Source organism: Acidovorax soli, from assembly GCF_900107605.1.
Classification (GTDB): Bacteria; Pseudomonadota; Gammaproteobacteria; order Burkholderiales; family Burkholderiaceae_C; genus Acidovorax; species Acidovorax soli.
In genome coordinates this window covers 1-20,199 of the sequence record NZ_FNQJ01000025.1, presented here as the reverse complement: position 1 = coordinate 20,199, position 20,199 = coordinate 1, and the positions used below count along the sequence as shown (strand labels likewise).

At 62.2% G+C, this 20,199-nt stretch carries 19 protein-coding genes and 2 pseudogenes; 5 read left to right on the top strand and 16 right to left on the bottom strand.

The genetic code is table 11. The annotated features are described in order from the left end of the window. The first annotated feature begins 94 nt into the window (after nt 1–94). On the top strand, nt 95–667 hold the full coding sequence (locus BLW02_RS14685) for a TetR/AcrR family transcriptional regulator (RefSeq protein ID WP_026437449.1): 573 nt from the start codon (nt 95–97) through the stop codon (nt 665–667). 123 nt (nt 668–790) lie between these two features. Here the strand turns inward: BLW02_RS14685 and BLW02_RS14680 are convergent, their stop codons facing one another. From BLW02_RS14680 to BLW02_RS14630, 9 genes are all read right to left on the bottom strand, one after another. After that, nucleotides 791–2,755 (bottom strand): relaxase/mobilization nuclease domain-containing protein, encoded by a 1,965-nt coding sequence (locus BLW02_RS14680; RefSeq protein WP_092699754.1) that lies wholly within the window; start codon nt 2,753–2,755, stop codon nt 791–793. 448 nt (nt 2,756–3,203) lie between these two features. Beyond that, on the bottom strand, nt 3,204–3,791 hold the full coding sequence (locus BLW02_RS14670) for a S26 family signal peptidase (protein WP_092699750.1): 588 nt from the start codon (nt 3,789–3,791) through the stop codon (nt 3,204–3,206). Then, the gene (locus BLW02_RS14665; protein ID WP_092699748.1) at nt 3,788–4,333 is read right to left on the bottom strand and encodes a DUF2840 domain-containing protein; all 546 of its coding nucleotides are present in this window, start codon (nt 4,331–4,333) and stop codon (nt 3,788–3,790) included. The genes BLW02_RS14670 and BLW02_RS14665 overlap by 4 nt, the downstream gene beginning before the upstream one ends. Beyond that, entirely contained in the window at nt 4,330–4,581 is a 252-nt protein-coding gene (locus tag BLW02_RS14660) for a chromosome partitioning protein ParB (RefSeq protein WP_092699800.1), read from the bottom strand. The genes BLW02_RS14665 and BLW02_RS14660 overlap by 4 nt, the downstream gene beginning before the upstream one ends. Beyond that, entirely contained in the window at nt 4,578–5,216 is a 639-nt protein-coding gene (parA, locus tag BLW02_RS14655; protein WP_092699746.1) for a ParA family partition ATPase, read from the bottom strand. The genes BLW02_RS14660 and parA overlap by 4 nt, the downstream gene beginning before the upstream one ends. A 289-nt stretch (nt 5,217–5,505) precedes the next feature. After that, on the bottom strand, nt 5,506–6,279 hold the full coding sequence (locus BLW02_RS14645; protein WP_244273714.1) for a replication initiator protein A: 774 nt from the start codon (nt 6,277–6,279) through the stop codon (nt 5,506–5,508). Between the two features lie 86 nt (nt 6,280–6,365). Further along, on the bottom strand, nt 6,366–6,641 hold the full coding sequence (locus BLW02_RS14640) for a helix-turn-helix transcriptional regulator (RefSeq protein ID WP_092699798.1): 276 nt from the start codon (nt 6,639–6,641) through the stop codon (nt 6,366–6,368). Between the two features lie 125 nt (nt 6,642–6,766). After that, the gene (locus BLW02_RS14635) at nt 6,767–7,522 is read right to left on the bottom strand and encodes a DUF2285 domain-containing protein (protein WP_092699740.1); all 756 of its coding nucleotides are present in this window, start codon (nt 7,520–7,522) and stop codon (nt 6,767–6,769) included. A gap of 363 nt (nt 7,523–7,885) precedes the next feature. Beyond that, nucleotides 7,886–8,236 carry a DUF2958 domain-containing protein gene (locus BLW02_RS14630; RefSeq protein ID WP_092699738.1) on the bottom strand — a complete coding sequence of 117 codons (351 nt, stop codon included), beginning with the start codon at nt 8,234–8,236 and terminating at the stop codon, nt 7,886–7,888. Nucleotides 8,237–8,553: 317 nt separating this feature from the next. Here BLW02_RS14630 and BLW02_RS14625 point away from each other — a divergent pair, with 317 nt between their 5' ends. Next, on the top strand, nt 8,554–8,847 hold the full coding sequence (locus BLW02_RS14625) for a helix-turn-helix domain-containing protein (protein ID WP_026437458.1): 294 nt from the start codon (nt 8,554–8,556) through the stop codon (nt 8,845–8,847). A gap of 67 nt (nt 8,848–8,914) precedes the next feature. Here the strand turns inward: BLW02_RS14625 and BLW02_RS14620 are convergent, their stop codons facing one another. The 4 genes and pseudogenes from BLW02_RS14620 to BLW02_RS14600 form a co-directional block, all read right to left on the bottom strand. Further along, the gene (locus tag BLW02_RS14620; protein WP_019718167.1) at nt 8,915–9,229 is read right to left on the bottom strand and encodes a DUF736 domain-containing protein; all 315 of its coding nucleotides are present in this window, start codon (nt 9,227–9,229) and stop codon (nt 8,915–8,917) included. Between the two features lie 643 nt (nt 9,230–9,872). Further along, on the bottom strand, nt 9,873–11,030 hold the full coding sequence (locus tag BLW02_RS14610; RefSeq protein ID WP_092699734.1) for an FAD-dependent oxidoreductase: 1,158 nt from the start codon (nt 11,028–11,030) through the stop codon (nt 9,873–9,875). 429 nt (nt 11,031–11,459) lie between these two features. After that, nucleotides 11,460–13,505: a ParB/RepB/Spo0J family partition protein gene (locus BLW02_RS14605; protein WP_092699732.1), complete on the bottom strand. Its 2,046-nt coding sequence runs from the start codon at nt 13,503–13,505 to the stop codon at nt 11,460–11,462. Between the two features lie 79 nt (nt 13,506–13,584). Next, a pseudogene (locus BLW02_RS14600) lies at nt 13,585–14,079 on the bottom strand (DUF932 domain-containing protein); the annotation flags it as partial. A 57-nt stretch (nt 14,080–14,136) separates the two neighbouring features. Between BLW02_RS14600 and BLW02_RS14595 the strand changes: the two are divergent. Both BLW02_RS14595 and BLW02_RS14590 read left to right on the top strand, forming a co-directional pair. Beyond that, the gene (locus BLW02_RS14595) at nt 14,137–14,991 is read left to right on the top strand and encodes a DUF3732 domain-containing protein (RefSeq protein WP_244273711.1); all 855 of its coding nucleotides are present in this window, start codon (nt 14,137–14,139) and stop codon (nt 14,989–14,991) included. Between the two features lie 19 nt (nt 14,992–15,010). Continuing rightward, the gene (locus BLW02_RS14590; RefSeq protein ID WP_092699728.1) at nt 15,011–15,820 is read left to right on the top strand and encodes an abortive infection family protein; all 810 of its coding nucleotides are present in this window, start codon (nt 15,011–15,013) and stop codon (nt 15,818–15,820) included. 108 nt (nt 15,821–15,928) lie between these two features. Here the strand turns inward: BLW02_RS14590 and BLW02_RS14585 are convergent, their stop codons facing one another. The 3 genes from BLW02_RS14585 to BLW02_RS14575 all read right to left on the bottom strand — a co-directional run bounded on the left by BLW02_RS14585 (nt 15,929) and on the right by BLW02_RS14575 (nt 19,804). After that, nucleotides 15,929–17,386 (bottom strand): Shedu immune nuclease family protein, encoded by a 1,458-nt coding sequence (locus tag BLW02_RS14585; RefSeq protein WP_092699726.1) that lies wholly within the window; start codon nt 17,384–17,386, stop codon nt 15,929–15,931. A gap of 210 nt (nt 17,387–17,596) precedes the next feature. Next, complete coding sequence (locus BLW02_RS14580; RefSeq protein ID WP_092699724.1) at nt 17,597–19,201, bottom strand: hypothetical protein; 1,605 nt, start codon at nt 19,199–19,201, stop codon at nt 17,597–17,599. A 63-nt stretch (nt 19,202–19,264) separates the two neighbouring features. Then, on the bottom strand, nt 19,265–19,804 hold the full coding sequence (locus tag BLW02_RS14575; protein WP_092699722.1) for a hypothetical protein: 540 nt from the start codon (nt 19,802–19,804) through the stop codon (nt 19,265–19,267). 67 nt (nt 19,805–19,871) lie between these two features. Between BLW02_RS14575 and BLW02_RS14570 the strand changes: the two are divergent. Next, nucleotides 19,872–20,199, top strand: a pseudogene (locus BLW02_RS14570) (Tn3 family transposase); the annotation flags it as partial.

Sequence of the window (20,199 nt, the reverse complement as noted above, 5' to 3'; positions counted from 1 at the left end):
CTAGTGCGGGCGAACCTTGCTATGGGCAGGCAGGAGCGGCATGAACGGATTCGATCCTGTTGAACACTGTTTACCTTGAGGGCATTGCTGCACGATGAGAAAGTCGAGAGAAGAAACTGTTGCTACCCGCGCACGGATCGTTGAAGCCGCTTCCAGTGAATTTCGCCGCAATGGCATTGATGGAACCGGACTAGACGATCTGATGGCTGCAGCGGGGTTGACCCGGGGCGGCTTCTATCGGCATTTCGAGTCGAAGAACCAACTCGTCGCCGAAGCGTGTTCGGTCGCTGCGCAGCGGCAAATTGACGGCATCTCGCTGGCACTGCGAGGAAAGCGCCGCTCATCTGGCCTGCGTAGTGTCGCCAACTTCTACCTGGATCAATCTCGCCGAGATGATCCGACCATCAGTTGCCCGCTCGCGATGCTTGGGAGCGAGCTTGCTAGATGTGATAGCGCGACACGCTCTTCTGCAACAGATAGTTTTTCCAAGCTGGTAGATATCATTTTCTCCCAGATCGATTCGGAGGACTCCGAAAAGGCACGCAGTAAAGCTGTCGTCATCGCCACCACACTTATCGGCGCTCTTACGGTCGCTCACTTCATCAACGACTCGTCCCTCTCGGATCAAGTCCTTGAAACAGTCAAGCAAGCCTGTGCCTCCGCGTAATGTCTGCTTTCAGTTGACGCTGACAGTTGGCTTGCCGCCGCCGGGCACAAAGCAGGCGCCGCGTCACGTGTGCTAATGCGCACTGACGCTAGGGCTAAGAGCCTAGCACTGGAGCGCTAGGGTTCACCGGTTGTTGTCATGCCCTCGTTGTCGTCCGATGTCCCAAGACGCTCCTCCGCCGCGGACCGTCGCGGCGAGCTGTTGTCCCAACCGCTGTTCGATCACTGGCTTCCAGGGCACCAGCGAGAACCCCATGCCGTCATCGAGCATCGCATAGCGCCCGCTGGCAAGCATGACGCTACGCCGGTAGATGCCGGGCACGCGCTGGCCATCAGCCACTGGCCGATGCTCCAGCCCGGTTTCGTCGGCAATGTCCTTCGCGGCCTGTGCCAGCTCTCGACCGCGCAGCGTTGCCAGCAGGTTGCGCGCGAGGACGACGCGCTGCCCGCGATGCTCGGCCAACCCCTGTTCGGCCAGAAAATCGGCGCGCTCGCGTAGGGCGTCCTTGACCTCTGCCCCAAAGCCCAGGTCGCCCAGTCCCTTGCCGCCACCGATCAACTGCTGGTCGAGCCAGGTGGCGCCGATCATGCGGGCCTGCCGCTCGATCGGCAGATGCGATTTCAGTTCCACCGCTACGCCACCTCCCAGGCGCTGCGCGTCGTATTGGCGACCACGCTCGGTCAAGTCATCGGGGACGCGCCAGACGCCTTCGGCCTCCCGCTCCACGATGCCGGCGCGGCGCAGGGCTTCGAGCCGGCGCAAGTGTGCAGCGACCACTTCGCGCGGGTCGCGGTCGGGCGTTGCCTGACCTTGGGCGACGGCCAAGTGATGATCGGTGCGATACACGCCATCGACGGCCAACGCGGCGATGTTGCGGTCGGCGGGGCGCATGTCGGCCGAGCCTTTCACTTCCACCACGGCGCCAGTCGGGTACTGCTCCAGCTCCGACCGAGGCGGCAGCGCGACGTAGTGCGCCTTGCCGTCCATGCCGTCGACAATCAGATAGCCCTTGTCGTATAGCTCGTCGGCCAGCCCCTTACCGGCGACGCGGCCGACAATTGCGCGGCCATCCTCGCCGGGTTGGAACACGGCAAGCTCGCGCAGCTTGCCGCTCATGGCCCGCTGCATCGTGCGGATGATGTCGCCGCGCTCGCCCATCGCCCGCAACGTCGGCTCGGCTTCGGCATGGACAGCCCACGCGCCGGGCTGCTGCTCGGTCGTCAACCCCATGCGCTGCAAGCGTTGCAGCCGGCCCATCAGCATTTGCCGCTGCCGTTGCAGCCGGGGTTCGGCGAAGCGTTCGGTGCGCACCAGGCCATCATTGCCGGCCTCGCGCTGCAAGGTGCGATCCAGACCTGTCCATCGCTCCTGATCGACTTCGCGCAGCATGGCGCGCTGCATTTCTAACTCGGTGCGCGGCCCCAGCCATTCGGTCGCCAGTTCCGATGCCCGATGACGCATTCCCTCGGCGATGTAGTCGCGGGAAATGATGAGGTCCTTGCCGGTGTCGTCCTTGCCGCGCAGGACGACGTGCGTATGCGGGTTGTCCGTGTTCCAGTGATCGACTGCTACCCACTCCAGGCGCGTGCCCAGATCGGCCTCAATGCGCGCCATCAGATGCCGGGTGTAGGTGCGCAGGTCTTCAAGCTGTTCGGCATCCTCCGGCGAGACGATGAAACGGAACTGGTGCCGATCCTCTCGCCCGCGTTCCTCGAAGGCGGCGGTATCTGCCGCGTCGGTCGTCGGGCCGTAGGCGTGGCCCGGCCCGCCCTGGCGATCGACGCCTTCGCGCTCAATGTAGCGCAGGTGCGAAGCGGTCGAGCGCGGCCCGGCCTTCGCCAGATTCACCAGCCGAGCTTTGATCGTCACGCGCCGCGCGTTGGCCGTCAGCGAACGCCCAGCAAAGCGGGCCGCGACATGGCCGCGCCCTAAGCGGGAACCGGGCCGTTGACCGACCTTGCCAGCCGCCTTGCCGAGCCTCACCCCGGCCTTGCTGGTTTGGCGCAGCACCTTGTTGATAAAGGCGTCGCCGCGCTGCTTCGGCGCACCAGGGCGGACGCGGAAACGGTCATCGTCGCGACTGCTCATGGGGCGTCCCCATCCAAGACCATCGCAGTCGGGCGTGCGAAGCACGCGCTTTCGCCAATGCCGATGCGGCATTGCGCACCTTCGCGGCACGCTGCCGCTCCTTGGCGCGTGCCGCGCCACCCCCACGTGCAGACAGGGTTTTCAAGCGGCCCAGTGCCGCGACCTTTTATCTTGCCTTCCGCCTTTGCCCTTCGCTTTCGCTCCGGTCCTCGGCGTCCCGGCGGTGCTGCGCTGCCCACAGCCAGCCCGCCGGCGAACGCAGCCACAGCCACAAGCTGGGCACGTTCGAGGCAAAGCGCCTGCACGTGTGAAGGCCGCGCCGGATGTTGCGCGAAGTGCAGCGCGGATGCGCTCGCACTGCACGCGCGACGACACGGTCGCGACCAGCAGAACGACACGCCTGATGGCACGATGAGATGCACGGGAGCGTGCAGCGAATCGGCGGCCATCATGGGCGTGTCTCCAGCCAGACCGGATGCGCAACACCGATCACGGTGGATGCAGCAACCGGCCCGAAATACCGGCTGTCGAACGACGCCGGGTTGGTCACGCTCAACAGGAATAGTTCGCCAGGTTCAAGGCGGCGGCACTGCTGCCAGGATGGCAGCGGGCGGCCCAGCCGGTCGGCCGGCAGCACGGCGGCCGCAGCGACCCCGTCGATGCGAACGACACCGCCAGCGATGCACACCTCCTGCGGTGATACGGCGCCCACTCGCTTGAGCAGCGGAATGCGCGTTGGCAGGTAGCCGCGCTGCGCAGCCAGTGCGGCGGCTTCGGCCGGCAGTGGGACAAGCACGATGCTGCCCACGGACAACGGACGTGGCAGCGAGGCGGCCCGATGGCTGAACGGTTCGATGCGATACCAGCCGACCGCCACACTGTCAGACGGGTTGTAGGTCAGACGCGGCAGCGGCGACACGAACGCGGCCCAGGCCAGCGCAGCGAGGCCGGCAGCGGCAAAGCCCGTCAGCACGATGCGAGCGCGCAGGCGCGAGCGAGGATGCGGTGCAATGCTGGATGTGGAAAGCGTCGTCATGGCAACGCCCTCCCGGCCAGCCAGGCCGCATGTCGCTCGGCGGTGTATTCGGGTAGCGGCAAGCGCGCAGCGAGCCGGTTGCCGAGCGTGCGCCAGTACGCGGGCGACACGTCGGCAGGCGCAATGCCCAGCGCCTCAATGGCGTCGAGCTGCGCAAACACGCCGCGGACGGCGGGTTCGCCTTCGGCGTGCAGCAGCAACCGCGCGCCGGGCAACACGCCGGGGATGCGCTGCGCCGCATCCAGCGACGTGCAAGCCTGCATCACCATGAGTTCCCAACGGATCGTGCCGTAGTCATTGGCCTGCCACCGGATGCGGCAAAACACGGCCCCCGACAAGAACATCGCGACACGGCGCCAGTGGTCAAGCCGGACGATGCGTGACGGTTCGCCGAAGCGCAGATAGAGGTCAATGCGCCGCTCGACGTAGGCGAGCGATACGCGGGTCAACGGCACGGTGCCGGCCCGTCTGGCGAGCACCGCGAGCGAAGGTGCATTCGCGTTGGTTGTAGCAGCCGTGGCCGCAGAAGGTTGTCCATTCATTGGGAGTTCTCCGGAAACTCGCGTTCCAGCAGTGCGCGCAGCAGTTCGGCCACCGTCACGCCACGCGTGAAGGCAGACACCTTGATGCGCGCCCGCATGGTGGGTGTGATGTCGAGGGTCAGGCGCGCGGTATAGAGGTCGCCCTTTTGCAACGCATCGGCGTCGCCCTGGCGAATCCACGCCTCGGCGTGCGGATTCGCGGGCGGACGTGCGCCGATGCCGATGCGTTTGCCGCGCGTATTCGTCATGTCGGCCACCGCAGCAGTTCATCGGTGAGCGCGGCGATCTCGCGCGCGGCGGCGCTGTCAGGCGTCGTCTCGCGGGCGAGCCGGCCGGCGGCCACGCTATCGGCAAAGACGATGCGCTGATGCACTTCCGAGCGCAGCGCCGGCAGCGGCTGTTCGGCCAGCGACTGCCGCGCCTCCCGGCCGATGATGGTGGTGCTGACGCGCCGGTTGATGACGAAGGCCGCGCGTAGCGCAGGCCGGAACACTTGCGCTTCGCGGATCAACGCCACCATCTCGGCACTGGCCCACAGGTCGTAGGGACTGGGCTGCACCGGGATCAGCACACGCTCGGCCGCCAGCAGCGCGGAGCGCGCCAAGGCGGCGATGCGAGGTGGCCCGTCGATGATGACGTGATCGGCGCGCCTGGCGAGCTCTGGGGCCTCCTGGTGCAGCGTTTCGCGTGCCAGACCCACGGCGCTGAACAGCCTGGGCAGACCTTGCTGACTTCTGCGCTGTGTCCAGTCCAGCGATGAACCCTGCGGATCGGCATCCAGCAGGATGACCGATTGCCCGCGCAGCGCCAGTTCGCCCGCGATGTGCGTGGCGAGCGTGGTCTTGCCCACGCCGCCTTTCTGATTGAGCAAGGCAACGATCATGGCGCGGCCCTCCGATCTGGAAAGCCGGCGTGCTTGTGCCCTGAAAACCGGGGTTGTTTTTGCTTCCGGGGTTGCTTTGCTTTTTGCCTTTCGGCAGTTGTCCACCGAAACGGCGCGCTTCTACTAAAAGTTAGAGAATTTAAGTTAGGTAAGTTAAGGGGCGTCGAAACCCGCGCCGTTATTGGCTTTGCGGGCGATTCGTACTCCTGATAGCACGATAGCCTTACTCCCGATAGCACGATACCCGTTACTCCTGATAGCACGAGCCCGTCCACAGGTTCTCCCGCAGTTATCCCCGTGCCGTGAACGGCACGGGTCGGAAGGTCAATAACTCCGTCCGGTCGCCCGGCATCCGTTCGATGCCCAGGACGTAGCCTGGCAGTGATTGCCGCGCCACCAAAACGCGCAGGTCGTAGGCGAAATCCGAAAACCGCGTGCTGCTGCCAGACTTGCGATACAGGTGTCGGAAGTCGAACTGCCAGCCAGCTTCCTGTCGGCCGCCATGCTTGCGCACCAGCCGATACAGCCATCGCTCGATGCCGCCAGTGAGCCGGAAGTACGCACGGTCGATGGTGAGCACCAACGCCGCGTCGAGCACGCCCGCATAGAACCAGTCCGGCAGGATCAGCTCGATGCCCAGCGGCGTGCCGCGGGCGTCGGCCAACTCTTTCCACTCGTTGATCCAAGAAAAGCGGTGCAGCCGCCGCCCAGTCGTTTCGCGAATGGAAGTGGCCACCGTGGTCGACTGCAAGCGATCCAGTGCAGCCTTGAGACGCTGGTAGTCGCGCAGCGACGTTCCACGCCCGATGAAGCGCAGGATCTCGTAGGGCGTTGCTTGCATCAGGCGCGATGGGCGAATGCCCGCATCGCGCGCTTCCACGATTTGCGAAGCGGCCCAGATCAGGATGTCCGCATCCCAGATGGTGGCGATGCCATGCTCCAGTGTCCCTTCCACGCGTATCGTGACGTTGCCGCTGCGAAAGTCGATGGGCGCTGTGCGCTGCGATTTCGCAAGCGAGAAGAACGGAAAGGCCATCAGGTCCTGGCTGTCGCGCGGCGCCATGTCGCCCGGCAAGGCGCGGAACAGATCGAGCTGTTCCCGCTCCCGCGATGGGTTGGACAGGGCAATGGCCACCGGCGAGCCACCGATCAGCGCGCACGGCTATCGGCCGAGTGGTGCTCGGCGTATTCCGGATCGGACGTGGTTTCATAGCTGCGCTGGTCGGCCCAGGCATCAAGGTCGGCCACCGCGTACATGACGCGCCGGCCGAACTTGCGGAATTTCGGCCCGTTGCCGATCACGCGCTGTTTCTCCAGCGTGCGCGGCGAGAGGCGCAGGTAGTCGGCGGCCTCATCATTGGTGAGATAGCGTTGTGGCTGCGCCGGCGTGGGAGCGGCGGCAGGTTGCAAGGGAGCGGGTCGCATGGTGAGAACCTCCATCGGTCAGGAACGCCCGGCCACACAACGCGACCGGATGGAGGCAGTCTCAAGAAAGAGGTGCGGAGCGCAGAGGGTCGTTTTGCAGTGAAGGCAAAGCGACCCTCCCCAGGTCATTCGAGCTGTGCCAGACGGCGATAGCCGCCGCGCATCAGCAATCGGCCGCGCTGCACCAAGCGGCGCACGCGCGAACGCAGGCCACCGTCGGCGTACCAGCCGCCGGCCACGGCTTCAGCGCCGAACAGCCCAGCGGCTGTTTCGCGCAAGGATGCGCCCGCCAGGGTCGCGTCAAGTGCCTGGAGCGTGTGCAACTCCAGCAGCGCGGCAGGCGTGGGCCGGGAGCGGGCCGCTGCCGCAGGCACGGTCTCGGCGACCACGGCCAGCTTGTCAAGTTCGGCCGCCATCGTGTGGTAGCGCCCGCAGGGCGCAGCACACGCGCGGACGGCATACAGATAGGCCATGCCATCGGTCAGGCCCGGTGCCAGTGCGAGCCGCACGCAGCAGCCGGGCCATCGTGCCACCAGCACCAAGCGCTTGCCGTCGTGAATCAGATGCTTGTGGCCCGGGATGCGCCAGAACTCGAAGGCGTCGGCATCGGGTGGCGGGTCGGCGTCCGGGTAGAGCTGGAGCACGGCGTCATGGTCGGGGAACCAGGCTGGATGCGCGTCGCGCGCGTCCAGCGTCGGGTCTTCCAGCAGGCGCAACCCCCAGGGGTGCGCCGCTTCGGGCCGGCGGCGACGGCGCAGCCAGTCGCGCCGGTAGTCGGGATGGCGGCGCAGGTACTCCCAGGCCAGCGCGAGCCCGTCCAGGTGCAGCACGTAGAGATACGCGGCGGTTGGATACCAGAAATCGGCGCTTCGATCAGCCATGACGCGACCTCCTGTTCGACAGGAACGTCGCCACGACCTCGGGCGCGAATAGCTACGGCATCAAGACATCAAAGCGCCATCAGGATGGCGTAATTTAAGCTGTAGAGAGAGTGTCAAGACCGATTAGCTCCGAAACCTTGCTCGGGTCGTCCGAGTGCGACGGCCGCGCATCCCGGAAATGGGGCGCGGCACTGACACCGTGCCGCAGCCCACGCCACACATCATGTCTTTCTGGGTCATGTTGCACCCTCTTGGTGCGAGAGTACCGATTCAGACCCCAGCCGTCTTGAGTCAGATTGAGAAAGACACAATGCGCTGCAACGGCCTGTGTCTGGATGCCCGCCGCCGGGAGCAGGTTGTCCGTCAGTCGGGGATCGAACCATCGCGCTCCGCCAGGCGGGCGTATTCCGATAACGGCCGCGAGGCGCGGAAATACAGGTCACGCAGGACGGGTCGCTGCTGCGGTCCCACGATGCCCGCTAGGTCGGACAACTTGACCGTCCCCAGTGCCGGCAAGCCAATGCCGAGGTCGATCAGCCCCCACGCGGTATCGCCATCGGTTGGGTCGAGCGCCGCCAGCAGCCAGGTCGCATGCGCATCCGGCGTGAACAGTCGCAACACCGGCAGCGGGTCGATGCTCTGGCCGGCGGCGCGCGCCGCGCCGTTCGCGAGCAGCCGTGCGCGTTCGTCGGCGGTGGTGAGCGGCTGGGTCATGGGCGGGAGTCCCACGTATCCGCGAATGCACGAACACGCTTTTCCGGAGAAGCACGGAACCGCCAAGCCGGGTATGTGACTTCGTGCGCAAGCACGAATGCACAAGCTCTCAAATCCGTACGTGCACAGAAACGTAGACGTGGAATTGTGGATGTCAGGAAAAGCACGAATGCGGCTCCCCGGTTCTGGCGAAATCCTCAGATGCGGATTTCCTTAAAGGCACAAATACGGAAAACAAAACACCAATTGAACACTATAGATTGTAGCCCTATAGGGCGCAATGGGTTGTCATCTTGGTTTTATAGGGAAAACCATTGGTGGCGGCTAAAAACTCATTGGCAACGGCAATACGGACGGTCAGAAAAGCGCGTGGCTTGAGCCAGGAAGCGTTTTCTGACGTGTCGAGCCGTACCTATATGAGTTCACTGGAACGCGACCTGAAAAGCCCGACGCTGCACAAACTGACCGAGCTGTGCGAGGTCATGGAAGTGCATCCGCTCACGCTGCTGACGCTGGCCTATGCCGGCGACAGCCCGCACAAGGCCGATCAGCTTCTGGCGCAGGTGCGCCAAGAGCTGGAAGCAATCTTGAAGAAGCGCGACGCGCCGTAGGCGCGCGCGGTGCTGCGATCAGCAGCACTGCGCCCCGCCGCAACGGGCGGGGCGCTAGGGGCGGCCGTCAGGCCGCTTGAGGCTTGCTGCGCGACCAGATCAGGTCGTGCGTGCCGTCCTCACCTTCGATCAAGCGGGCATAGACCGTCGCGGGGAACGAAGGATCGTCCACGGTCACGGACAGGTAATCCCGCCCGGCTTCGCTGGTCTTCTTCCACGCCGCGCCGATGTCGTGGCTTGCCGCCTGCAGGCGGAAGTCGGGGGCGTTCTCGTTGTTGCCCTTGTCGTTGGGAACCAGCTTGACCTTGACGTTGAGCGTCAGGGTGCGGAGTGTGCCGGTGAAACCGTCTTTGTCTGCGGTGAAGGTGCCGATGTTAGCCATGATGATTTTCCTTTCGGGTTGAACAAGATCGCGCCAGTGCGTCCTTGTTGTGATCCGGTCGGCGGGGGATGGGCGGGTCGCACCGCGCAGCGGTCGCAACGCAGTGGAGAACCGGGAAGCGAAAAGAATTTGTCCCGCGAGGAAGCCGCCGAACGTAGTGACAAAGGCGGGGAAATTGTTTGCGCTGGAAGGTTGCGGCCATGAAGCCCAAGGCGCAGCCGTGCCCTCGCCAGGATTCACAACAGACCAAGGACGTACAGGCCGACCGCTCCCGAAAGGAGACATGGCCGACTCGACATCTCCGCGCCACGGCTTCACTGGCTCGTGCCCTGACGCGGGCAAGGCCAACACCCCAACGAAAGGTGAGAACGCCCCTTGCCGCGGCTTGCGGCGACGTGCATGAGGCGCGGCGTGGAAGTTCCATAAGCAAGGCCGGGCGCGTGTCGGTGAACCGTCCATCGTGACGTACAGGCGATGTACCGCCAGCGTCGGGACAGCACGCTTTTGCACAACCTGCCGCAGCAAGCCGGGGCGTAGCCCCACAAGCCCCGCCCATTGCGGCGGGGCGCCATCAAAACCTCACCCGCGCCAGCGGGCACCGACATCAAGCGATTGTGTTCCGGTCGACGTGGCAAGCCCGCGGCTAGTGCGCAGAGAACAGTTCGGCCACGCTCCGGGGCGCGTCGTTGCCGAAGAAACGCCGATGGTTCTGGGCCGTCTGGTCGGCGACGGCGGCGCTGCGCGGAAAAAGCGCCTGTTCATACGCCGCGAGTGCCGCCTCGATGTCACCGGGATGATCACGCAGCGCCAAGCCCAGCTCGGCGCCATCCAGGATAGCCAGGTTCGCTCCTTCGCCCGCGAACGGAGACATCAAGTGGGCGGCATCGCCGACGAGCGTGACACCGGGAACGCGTTCCCAACGCTGGTCGATCGGTAAGGCATAGATGGGTCGCAAGATGGGCGGCGTGTCGCTATCAGTGACCAAGGCGAGAAGCGGCGGTGCCCAACCCTCGAATTCGTCGGCAACGCGGCGCAGTGCGACCGCCGGCTTGCTGAAGTCGATGGCGCCGATCCACGCTTCCGGCTTGTTCAACGCGACATAGGTGCGTAGCGCGCCGCTCGCGTAACGGTGGGCCAGGATGCCTTGGCCCGGCTCGACCGCCATCAGCGTACCGCTGCCGATCGCCTCTGCGCTGGCCTTGTATCGCGTGTCGCCATCAAAGAGATTGGTTTCGATGAAAGTCGTGCCGATGTACGCCGGCTTTGCGGCCGACAGCAGCGGACGAACCTTCGACCAGGCGCCGTCGGTGCCGACCAGCAGATCCGCCGTGATCGTCGAACCGTCGGCGAAAGCCAGTTGGTGCCGCCCGTCGGCAAGGCGACTCGCCTGCACAAGCTTGCGGCCCCACTGGACGGCGTTGGCAGGCAGGGACTCGATCAGCAGCCGGCGCAGCGCGCCGCGATCAACTTCGGGCCTGGCCGTGCTGCCCGAGCCGGGCTTGTCGAGCAGGACGTTGCCGTGTCTGTCGACCACGCGCTTGGCATCCTCGCCCGGGAGTGCGAGAGCAAGAAACTGGTCGTGGAGGCCCGCGGCCTTCAGCCCGAGTTGGCCGTTGTATTCATGGATGTCCAGCAAGCCGCCCTGCGCCCGCGCATCGGGCGAAGCTTCAGCTTCGTAGATCGTCGCGGGAATGCCGTTGACGTGAAGGACACGTGCGAGCGTCAAGCCACCAAGCCCTGCGCCGACGATGGCGATACGAGGATGTGCGGAAGGAAATGAGGAGTCGAGGTGTGTGTTCATGGCGCGTTCCAGTAGCTGCGAGCTTTCGCGTCAATGCGCGACAGTTCGCAGAAGGGCCGACAGATGTCGGGGAAACGCTGGCCAACCTCGCTAAAGCTGCTCGGTGACGTGTATTCGGTTGTCGAATGCCCGTGGCATGCAGACAACCGTTTTTCGCGGTCTTGCAAAGCAAAGTATCGCACGGACTCCCGCCGCTGAGCTAGGCCGGCCACTGTGGCTGGGTTCCATCGAATTTTCGCCGACGCGAGCGGGCACCGATCGCCGTGCCGCGCGCAAAGCCATTGCGCGCCCGCCCCGTCGCCGCCTGGCCGAAGGCGGCGACGGGGCGATTTTTGCTGTGGACGTTGAAACCGGGCGCGGCAGACCTGCCGCGCCCGGTTCTGGATGAAAGGAAACCCCTGCGCAGTGCGCCGGGGCTATGGGACTACCTCACGCGGCCAGCGCGTGGGCCTCCACCTCGTCGTCGGCATATTCCGGCGCATCGGCGTCGTCCGCTTCCTGCACGCCTTCCGGTTCCGTGTGATGCTCGATCTGGAACACGGCGGGCATCCAGCCGCTGCCCTCGGCCAGCCGTTCGGCTTCGCTGGCAATGTCGCCCTTCTTGAGCTTCGACAGACGGGTGACGTGTTCCGGGGCGTACTGGCTGACGGCTTCCAGAATCGCCGCCTTCGGTACGTGCTGGAAATAACCCTCGGCGGTCGGCTTCCACCATGCCGCCATGTCCAGCCCCACGGCCTGCGCCAGTTCCGCGCCGGGCTGGCGCTGTGTGGCGCGGGGCGTCACCACGTCCACGGTGGACGCAGCGCACACGGCCAGCAGCCGCACCAGCTCGTCTTGCGGCTTCGCCAGCAGCACGGCGAACAGTTCGGCGCTGTCCTGTGGCAATGCCTCGCCCGCGATCTGCTGCAACTCGCGCAGCGCCACGGCGGCAGGCGATTCTGGCCAGTCTGGGGCCATGCCTTGCAGTCGGTCTTGCACGGTCAGGCGCACGCCAAGCGGCAGGTCGTGGCCGTAGTGGTTTTCCAGCAAGACGGTCTGCACCATGCCATGCACCAGCGCAGCCAGCGCCACCTGCGGATGCCGGGCCACTTCGATTTGCAGCGCGGCAGTGCGGTGCGCGCTCAACCGTTGCGCCAGTCGGTCGGACAGGCTGGCGGCGGTCGTCACCGGCTCGGCGTCCTCGCCTTCGTTGTCGTCCGCGCCTTCGGTTCCGGCGAAGCCTTGCCGCAACCGTTCCAGCGTGCGCAGTGCCTTCGCCTCTGCCTCACGCAACAGGCCGCGATGCATCACGGCCTCGCCGCTGCGATCGATGGTAACGATGGCACCGGCGACAGCGCGCACGTCCGGGACGTAACCCTGCAAGGCATCCTCCACGGCCTGCAGTTCTCCGGTCACCTGTTCGCGGCGCGATTCCAGCGTTTCCGTCCTGCCGCCGTCCTCGGCGTCGTAGGCATCCTCCAGTTCAGCGTCGATCTTGTCCAGGCGGTTTTGCAGCGAGGCGATGCGGCGGGCTTCGCGGGCAGTCGGCTCTCTGCGCTGGCGCGGGGCATTCTGGAACGCCTGCCGTTCGGCATGGCTCAAGTGCGGCACGGCTTCCACCCACGCCCAGCCTTCGGCGCGGATGCCTTCGGCCAGTTTGTTCAACTTGCCGCGCACCAGCGTTTCCAGCAGCGCGGCGTCGGTCAGATAGGTGCCGCTATCGTCGTCGGCGAACAGGTCGCGGCGGACGCCGCCACCCGCCGCCGTGTAGGCATCCATTCCGATGAAATGCACCAGCGGGTGCGATGCATCGATTTCGCGTTCCGTCAGACGCTCGCGCAGTGCGGATGCGCTGCGCTGCCACTCCGGCGCGGAGTAGAACGCGGTTTGCTGAGCGGCGTGGTCGTCGGTGATGGTCAGGGCCATCAACTGTTCCAGCGTCACGCCACCAGTCCGATAGTCGGCCATCAGGCGCGGCGAGACGTTCGCCAGCTTCAAGCGGCGTTGCACCACCAGCGGAGACACGCCGAAGTCTGCGGCAATGTCCTCAATCGGACGGCCTTCCTTGACCAGCGCGGCGAATGCCTCGAACTGGTCGGCGGGGTGCATCTGCTCGCGCAGCAGGTTTTCGGCAAGGCTCACGGTGCGCGCCGAAGCATCGGGCACCAGCAGGCACGGCACTTCGTAGTCGGCGACGATGCGCTTCTTCTTCGCCAGCAGCTTCAAGGCGGTAAGACGACGATCACCGGCCACCACTTCGTACTGCTCGCCATCGGCGGCGAGGATGACGACGAGGTTTTGCAGCAGGCCAATGCGGGAAATGCTTGCGGCCAGTTCGGGGATGGACAGGCGCGGGGTCGTGCGCGCGTTGCGTTTGGATCGGCGCGACAGCAACTGCGAGAGCGGAACCAGAATCAGGTTCTTGGTCGGATCGGCCACTTCCAGCGGTGCAGCGGTTTCGATGGCGCGGGCTTCGGTATAGGTAACGGCGTTCATGGTGATAACTCCTTGCGATTAGGGATGCAGCAACGAAAGAAGCGGCAAGGGCTGCTGCCTGCCCCTGCCGCGTGGGGATTCAGGCTTTCAACTGGCGCATGCCATCGGCCAGCAGCCAAAGCGCACGGTTGAGGCGGATGTTTTGGTCGATGCCCTGCACCGGACGGGTCTGCTGGCGGCGTCCGTTGGCGCTGCGCCCGCGCAAGCCGCCTTGGGTCAGGTTTTCTTGCGTGCGGTTGAACACGCTCCACAAGTCCGGGCGGCGGTCGTCGAAGCGGCGCGGCATCAGGATTTGCGATTCCGTGATGGGCGCGGGCTTGCCGGGGTCGTCGTACTTAAGGGCCAGCGCGGCACGGGCGAACACCTCGGACTCGCCATCGTTCAAGGTGATAGCGTGCATGGCATCGCGGGATTCCTTCACTCGGTCGAAACCGCTCAACACTTCGTAAGCGCCTTCGATGACGTGTCCGGCCACGTCGCCCTTATGCGGCACACGCACGTCCGCCACCGTGTCGCCGCAGACAAGGCCATTGCTGCAAACGAACCGGAACATCCCGGCCAACATCTGATAGCTCTGGAGTCTCCTGTCGCGAAAGTGCTCCTCAACGAGTTGGCAACACTCGACGAGGAAATGAGCATCGTCGCCGGCCAACGCCCCAAATTGGAAGCGTATCTGGCCGAACAGGATGAAAAAGTCCGGGAGGTCGTGGACGCGATAAAGAGTAAGGAGGCAGAGCTTTCCGCAGCGATCGCCGCGAATGAAGTTATTGCGCAGATGGGGACGCGCAACAATGCGGCGGCGCGAGTTGTTGGTCGCATCAGCTTGTTCCTTGAGAATCTTGTTCCCAATGCGGAGTTGGTCGCGCGCGAGGCAGAGCATCGCCGCCTGAAATTCAAGGTCGAGGAACTGGAGAAGAAAGTCGGTGCTGACGACAGCCACGAACGACTGACTTCGATTCTGAACAACATTTCAGCGCAGGTGTCACGGTACATCCAGACCTTCGAGGCGGAGTTCAGCGCCTTCCCTGCACGACTCGACCTAAACCATCTCACCATCGTTTTCGACCGTCCGGATCGTCCGGTTCCCATGAGCCGAACCGGTGGCGGCGAGAACCATCTGGCCTACCACCTCTCAGCATTGTTGGCACTGCACCTTTTTGCCTCGAAGAACAATTGCCCGATTCCGCAGTTCCTGCTCATCGATCAGCCGACCCAGGTTTATTTCCCTTCGGAGAAGGTTTATCAAGAGGCGGATGGAACTGTTCAGAAGACGGAGGCTGACGCCGACCTGGCGGCCGTTCGTCGATTGTTCGAACTGTTGCTGAATTTCACGAAGAAGGATGTCCCGGGTTTCCAACTCATCGTGACCGAACATGCCAATCTTCGAGAACAATGGTTCCAAGATGCTTTGGTTGAACAGCCATGGACCAAGCCACCAGCACTGGTGCCGGAAGACTGGCCGTTGACGCCCCGGTCATCTTCTTGATCAGAAGAGCGGAAGAACCATGACCAGCAAAATTCCGAACTCCGTCATTGGCGCCGTATCTTCTGTTCTCGCAGAGTATTACTACAGCCATTCAACGCTGAACTCTCTGTTCATGGAAAGTGGGGCTCCGGGCGGCGTGCCCGAAGGAAACTGCGAGACGAAGTGCAGCAGTTGGCTTAGGCGCTGCAACGATGATTCGACCGTCGACCCACTGCAAGTGCTTGGACAGGTTATTCAGAAGTTCATGGATCTGGAGCCCAACGACTGGAACCAGAAGATTGGCCCCGGACAAGAGCGCATCCGAGTAAGCCTGAGCAAGAACCAGTTGACCTATCAGATGAATGGGTTCATCACCATAGCGGGAGCAAGTCCTGCGGCGAAGTCACTCGCAGACTACTTCAAGGCGGGTGACTTTTCGTCTATCGAAGCAGAGTTCGAACGCGCCATATCGCACGTTGATCGCGACCCGCATGCCGCGATCACTGCTGCCAGCGCCATCATTGAAGCCTTATGCAAGACGTACATTGAGATGCATGGACTGGAGATGCCATCCAAGCAGACGATCGGCCCGCTCTGGAAGGTCGTGCAGCAGCATCTTGGCCTCAACGTCGACCCCACGCTGGAGGATGATCAGAAGCGAATATTGGGAGGGCTGGCATCTATTGTGGATGGCATCGGTGCTTTGCGCACACACATTGGATCGGCACATGGTCGCGGCATCGAACCTCCGAAAATCGCTTCGTCAGAGGCTCGTTTGGCCGTTCACGCATCGCACACTATTGTCATTTTCGTGATGGAGCGATGGCTCGGCACGACGCCGCGACCATAGTTAATCGCATGAACATAGGACACCCCAAGTGACGCGAAGCGAACGTTCAATAGCCGGGAACTCCAAAGAGCGTCCAACGGGGCCGGCCTCTCCAAGCGACGTCTTAGGTCAGAACAGGTCTGGTTCAGGCTTCGGAGTCAGTTGCATCTCCAGGAATTCAAGCTTCGCTAGCAGTTCGTCAAAGGTGACAATGTCCACATCCTTACACGCGTTTCGGAACACTTCAAAGCTGCGCAATTTGCTTGAATCAGTGGGCAAGCGGCCTGCGACGACCACGCATTTGACCACGTCGGCCCCGGACAGGCGCAGGGCCAGGTTGTCATTTACATGAGTCATCCAGCGTTGCCGAAGCTCGCTCTGTTGAAACAGCACCTGGGTCACCGCACCAGAGAGTTCCGAGTTTGGACCAAAGACATCCTGCCCGCGGTAGGCCGCACCCTGTAGCAACGCCGTCTCAGGCGTTTTGATTTCAACAATGGCGAGTGCTTGGCCACATTCCTTGAAGAGGAAATCGCCGATCTGAGCACCGGCACCGGTCAACGTAGAACCCTTCGCGTGGAATTGCGTATGAGTCAACTCGACGGGACGCGCAAAAGCCATGCTCAGGACGAATTTGTTCTGCTCAAAGAACGTCTGCCAGTGCGATTCCGTGAGCTTACCGGCAAGTTTCGCCTTGAATGCCCCAATCATATTTGCGAGTGTCACCCGCTCAATCTCGGCATGCAGCTGCATCAGCTCTTGGGGAGCCTCCGTCACTAGCTCACTGAGCTGCTTGCGCACGGCCTGCACACTGGAGCGACGCTCGGTACGCTCGCGCGCTGCAGTCTGCTTCGCCCCCTCACGTCGAACCTCGACCAAGGGCGGATTCACCCGCACGATTCGTCGGAATCGTTCGGGATCAAGCCTTGTGAGCACGTCGTCGTGCACAATGCCATGCTTTGTTTGACGAATGAGCTTACGGCCGTTCGTCGTGACCCGATTGAAGGCGCGGCGCAGCCTATCGACTTCCTGAGTGCTAATCGAAACTACGCCATCTTTAGCGTGCATTTCCGGGTGTTGGCTGATCACGAGGACCTCGGCGTGCTGAATCCGCGATAGGCCTTGCCACACAGGGTCAAGATCCCTGTTGAGGCCGAGGCCATTGCCGGGAGGGTCAAAGAGGCCCCAGGCTAAGCGTAATTCAATGCGCGATGCCGCCGCTTCAGCGTCATCCAGCAACTCTTCGCCGTGGTCATCGACGTAGATGACCGTAGCGAATTGCCCGTTCTTGGGCGTCAGATAGCGCTGGGCGTGTGGATTCACGTGGATCGGCCGCGAGATGATTCTGTTCGGAAGGATGGTTGCCAGCAGCGGCCAGTCTTCCTCGGGCATTGCATGCCAAATCCTCGTCTTAGCATCGGCGAGCCTGTATGTTCGCAGAAAGAGCTTTCGTGCAGGCTCGGTGCCCTCTGTCGCTGCTTCCAAACGGAAATGTGCTTTCAGCACACCCTCATCACTAAATGGCTGCGGCGCGACCGCAACTCCACCCGTTCCATTTTCCATCTGCCAACCCTTCGTCGGATTCATTATCTATGGCTGGCATATACGCCATTGAGCGTGGATGCTAGTTCCGCGCCGACCTCGGCTCTTATGTCGTCACTTGTATATGTTCATCTGAATGGTCAGATCGGTATTGAAACGAATATAGCCCGCAATCACGATGGATTATTATCTGGTAGCGGCCTTTTGGCTTAAAAACTTCTGGCATCCATGTCAGATGAAGTTTGGCCCCGCACGTCATTGCTGTGCACCCTCAAGCGCTTGAGCGAATTCCGGTATGTCATGCCTCAATACATGATCAAGTTTTCCAAAAACTCTACGAAGTTCACGCCGATAGTTCGGCTTGGTCGGCAGATCCAGGCCATAGATCAGCGACTTGATGAAGCTCTGAGTTACGGCGACTACCCGTGTCGTGTCTTTAATTCTTCTGTATCGGCTCAATGAAATCTCCAGCATGTAATGCTTGAAACGATCATCAATCTTCAGCGAACTAATGATGCTCTGGATAATGGTCCCGAGCGCATCGGTTGCTTTCTCGGGTATGTAGTAGACGTTAAAGTCGGGCTTCTCCGTCACATTTTTGTCAATCACGGCGACATCAACTTCGAGGCAATCATCGACCCAGTTCGAGGCGATGCTCACGATTTGATAGAGCAAATAGTGGAAAGATGTTGGGAATTCATGATTTCCGTCGTCAGGAGCCACATCACGTAATTGCTCCAGAATTGCATCGGTGAAGTGGGTGAAGTAGAAGAGCCATAGATGGTCTTGCTGCCCCTGATGTATTCCTTCATGGATCATGATTTCGAAGAGCTTTATTCCTGCATAAACAGGACTGTGATACTTGCCGACTTCGCCAAAGTAACCAAGCGATCGGTTGTACGCCTCCACAAGTTTCGGGTCTTCGTCCAGTCGCCTGAGGACTGATTCGCCAATGGCGCGATACAACCCATGATGAGCGGCAACGGAAACGTCTTTGAAGAAGAAATGGAGAATTCTATTCGTGGGTGGCAACGCAAGACGATGGCGCCCGTTCAAGTTCTCGTTGTTCTTCAGTTCGACGTAGAGCCTACTGCCGCTGTCAGAGAGGAGCGCATCCATGAATAGCTCGACAAAGTCTTCGCGCACCGCCTCCGGTCGTTCGAGTATTCGCAGGCCGAAATCGGGATATGCCGCAGCCAGGTGGCTCACAAGTGACGGTGAATTGGAAAGGCTTCGTAGGAGTTCTTGGGCTTGATCGGCAGAAGAGTCCCATCCAGCGATGGTCGACTCAAGGCGCCTGAGCGTCGATCGAATCCATCGCTTCAGTTGGTTCTCGTGCTTCGACCGTACACCGCTTAAAATCGCCTCGAGGTCAAATGTTGATCTGGGCGTCATCTTTGCAACCGCGCGAGCCAGCACGGGCCGATAGCGACTGATGTTGAGCAGCTTAGAAAATTGCGGCTCAACGAGCGATACCAGTTCGTCGTAGCGCTTGGTCAGCAAAAGGTTATCGACGAGCTTTGCGAAAAGCCCAATATTTCGTCTTGCTAGCTTGGGCGCGCGTGCACGGACTAGGAGAAAAAGACCGAGGCCAAGCAACAGTAGATAGATGGAGCTGCTTTTGTCTAGGCCCCACTTCCATGGGCCAAAGCTGTGATACAGGCCGACGGAGCGGAGCGCAGGCTCGAAGACCAGATAGTGAACAGCTAGAAATACGCCGACGACGATGAGCCAGTCGAACCATGTGACGCTCAGCCTGAATCGAAGGCGAGTCGCGGCCGGAACGATTGCCCATACAGCCGCGATGAGGCCAAGGATAGTTAGCAGGCTGCTGGTGTCGATAGAGGTTCCGTTCGGCATCGGGCTGTCCAGTTTTAGGATTTTGTGGGTCTTGGTTCTCCCCGTCGACTCGCTTGTCGAGGGCTAGGCATTGCGAGGCGCAAACGTGATGTTCTGAACGATAGGAATCTCGCGATTGTTGCCGTAGTCCTGAAGAATCCAGGAGGGCACGTAGGAGTAGTGGCGGAACGTGTCCTTAAAATCATCGTCCTCAAAGAACTCGATCAAATCCCAGTTATCGCGTTCGGAGAACGGTAGCGCATAGACGTACATATAGCAGCCGAGCCGAAATTCGCATACGACATGGGGTAGCCGCGAGACGTCCTTCTTCCGGATATACAAAGTGATCTGAGCCGATGGATCGGGTGAGAGCGGAACAATGGCCGCAGCCACTTTCGGAATGGGCATATCGGCCGAACTGCCGTAGCGCACCCATCCGACAGTCCTCTGCAGAGCAGCGAGTTCAGCTTCCGGGATCACGGAAAGTGCGATCTTGCTGAGCGCCTGATAGAACCTCAGCGGAACGATGCGCTTTTCCTTGCCCAACTGGGCGCTCAGTACACCAGATGCGTCCTTGGAGATTTTGTCCGACACGACGACCATGCGCTCGCCGTCATGGAACATCTTGCCCCCGGTAAATTCGATGCTGGGTCGCGAGCCGCGCGCCTCGATGCCTAGGAAAACACGCTGAATGTTACGTGAACTGCGCGACGAAGTGGCGCGCTGCGCCGACCGCGATCAGCTACTCGTGCGGGCGCGTCAATGGCTGTACAAGAACAAGCTGGTGATCGTGCACGAGCGGGCAATTCGGACACTGATTGCGGCGGCACTTGCCCAGCTTGAAGTTGAAACAGGCACCGCCATCGCCGCCAGCGTTGATCCAGCAACACTTGATCGCTGGCGAGCCTCAGTTTCAGAGCTGCGCCCAGATGGACAAACCCAGCAGAGTTGGCTATGGGCTGCACCGGCGAAACACTCAACCCGCCAAATCAGCGAGGTACTGGAGCGCATCGACCTGC

Excerpts from the sequence above, each read along its gene's own strand:
- BLW02_RS14685 (WP_026437449.1), top strand. The coding sequence starts at position 95 with ATGAGAAAGTCGAGAGAAGAAACTGTTGCTACCCGCGCACGGATCGTT.
- BLW02_RS14680 (WP_092699754.1), bottom strand. The coding sequence starts at position 2,755 with ATGAGCAGTCGCGACGATGACCGTTTCCGCGTCCGCCCTGGTGCGCCG.
- BLW02_RS14670 (WP_092699750.1), bottom strand. The coding sequence starts at position 3,791 with ATGACGACGCTTTCCACATCCAGCATTGCACCGCATCCTCGCTCGCGC.
- BLW02_RS14665 (WP_092699748.1), bottom strand. The coding sequence starts at position 4,333 with ATGAATGGACAACCTTCTGCGGCCACGGCTGCTACAACCAACGCGAAT.
- BLW02_RS14660 (WP_092699800.1), bottom strand. The coding sequence starts at position 4,581 with ATGACGAATACGCGCGGCAAACGCATCGGCATCGGCGCACGTCCGCCC.
- parA (WP_092699746.1), bottom strand. The coding sequence starts at position 5,216 with ATGATCGTTGCCTTGCTCAATCAGAAAGGCGGCGTGGGCAAGACCACG.
- BLW02_RS14645 (WP_244273714.1), bottom strand. The coding sequence starts at position 6,279 with ATGGCGCCGCGCGACAGCCAGGACCTGATGGCCTTTCCGTTCTTCTCG.
- BLW02_RS14640 (WP_092699798.1), bottom strand. The coding sequence starts at position 6,641 with ATGCGACCCGCTCCCTTGCAACCTGCCGCCGCTCCCACGCCGGCGCAG.
- BLW02_RS14635 (WP_092699740.1), bottom strand. The coding sequence starts at position 7,522 with ATGGCTGATCGAAGCGCCGATTTCTGGTATCCAACCGCCGCGTATCTC.
- BLW02_RS14630 (WP_092699738.1), bottom strand. The coding sequence starts at position 8,236 with ATGACCCAGCCGCTCACCACCGCCGACGAACGCGCACGGCTGCTCGCG.
- BLW02_RS14620 (WP_019718167.1), bottom strand. The coding sequence starts at position 9,229 with ATGGCTAACATCGGCACCTTCACCGCAGACAAAGACGGTTTCACCGGC.
- BLW02_RS14610 (WP_092699734.1), bottom strand. The coding sequence starts at position 11,030 with ATGAACACACACCTCGACTCCTCATTTCCTTCCGCACATCCTCGTATC.
- BLW02_RS14605 (WP_092699732.1), bottom strand. The coding sequence starts at position 13,505 with ATGAACGCCGTTACCTATACCGAAGCCCGCGCCATCGAAACCGCTGCA.
- BLW02_RS14595 (WP_244273711.1), top strand. The coding sequence starts at position 14,137 with ATGAGCATCGTCGCCGGCCAACGCCCCAAATTGGAAGCGTATCTGGCC.
- BLW02_RS14590 (WP_092699728.1), top strand. The coding sequence starts at position 15,011 with ATGACCAGCAAAATTCCGAACTCCGTCATTGGCGCCGTATCTTCTGTT.
- BLW02_RS14585 (WP_092699726.1), bottom strand. The coding sequence starts at position 17,386 with ATGAATCCGACGAAGGGTTGGCAGATGGAAAATGGAACGGGTGGAGTT.
- BLW02_RS14580 (WP_092699724.1), bottom strand. The coding sequence starts at position 19,201 with ATGCCGAACGGAACCTCTATCGACACCAGCAGCCTGCTAACTATCCTT.
- BLW02_RS14575 (WP_092699722.1), bottom strand. The coding sequence starts at position 19,804 with ATGTTCCATGACGGCGAGCGCATGGTCGTCGTGTCGGACAAAATCTCC.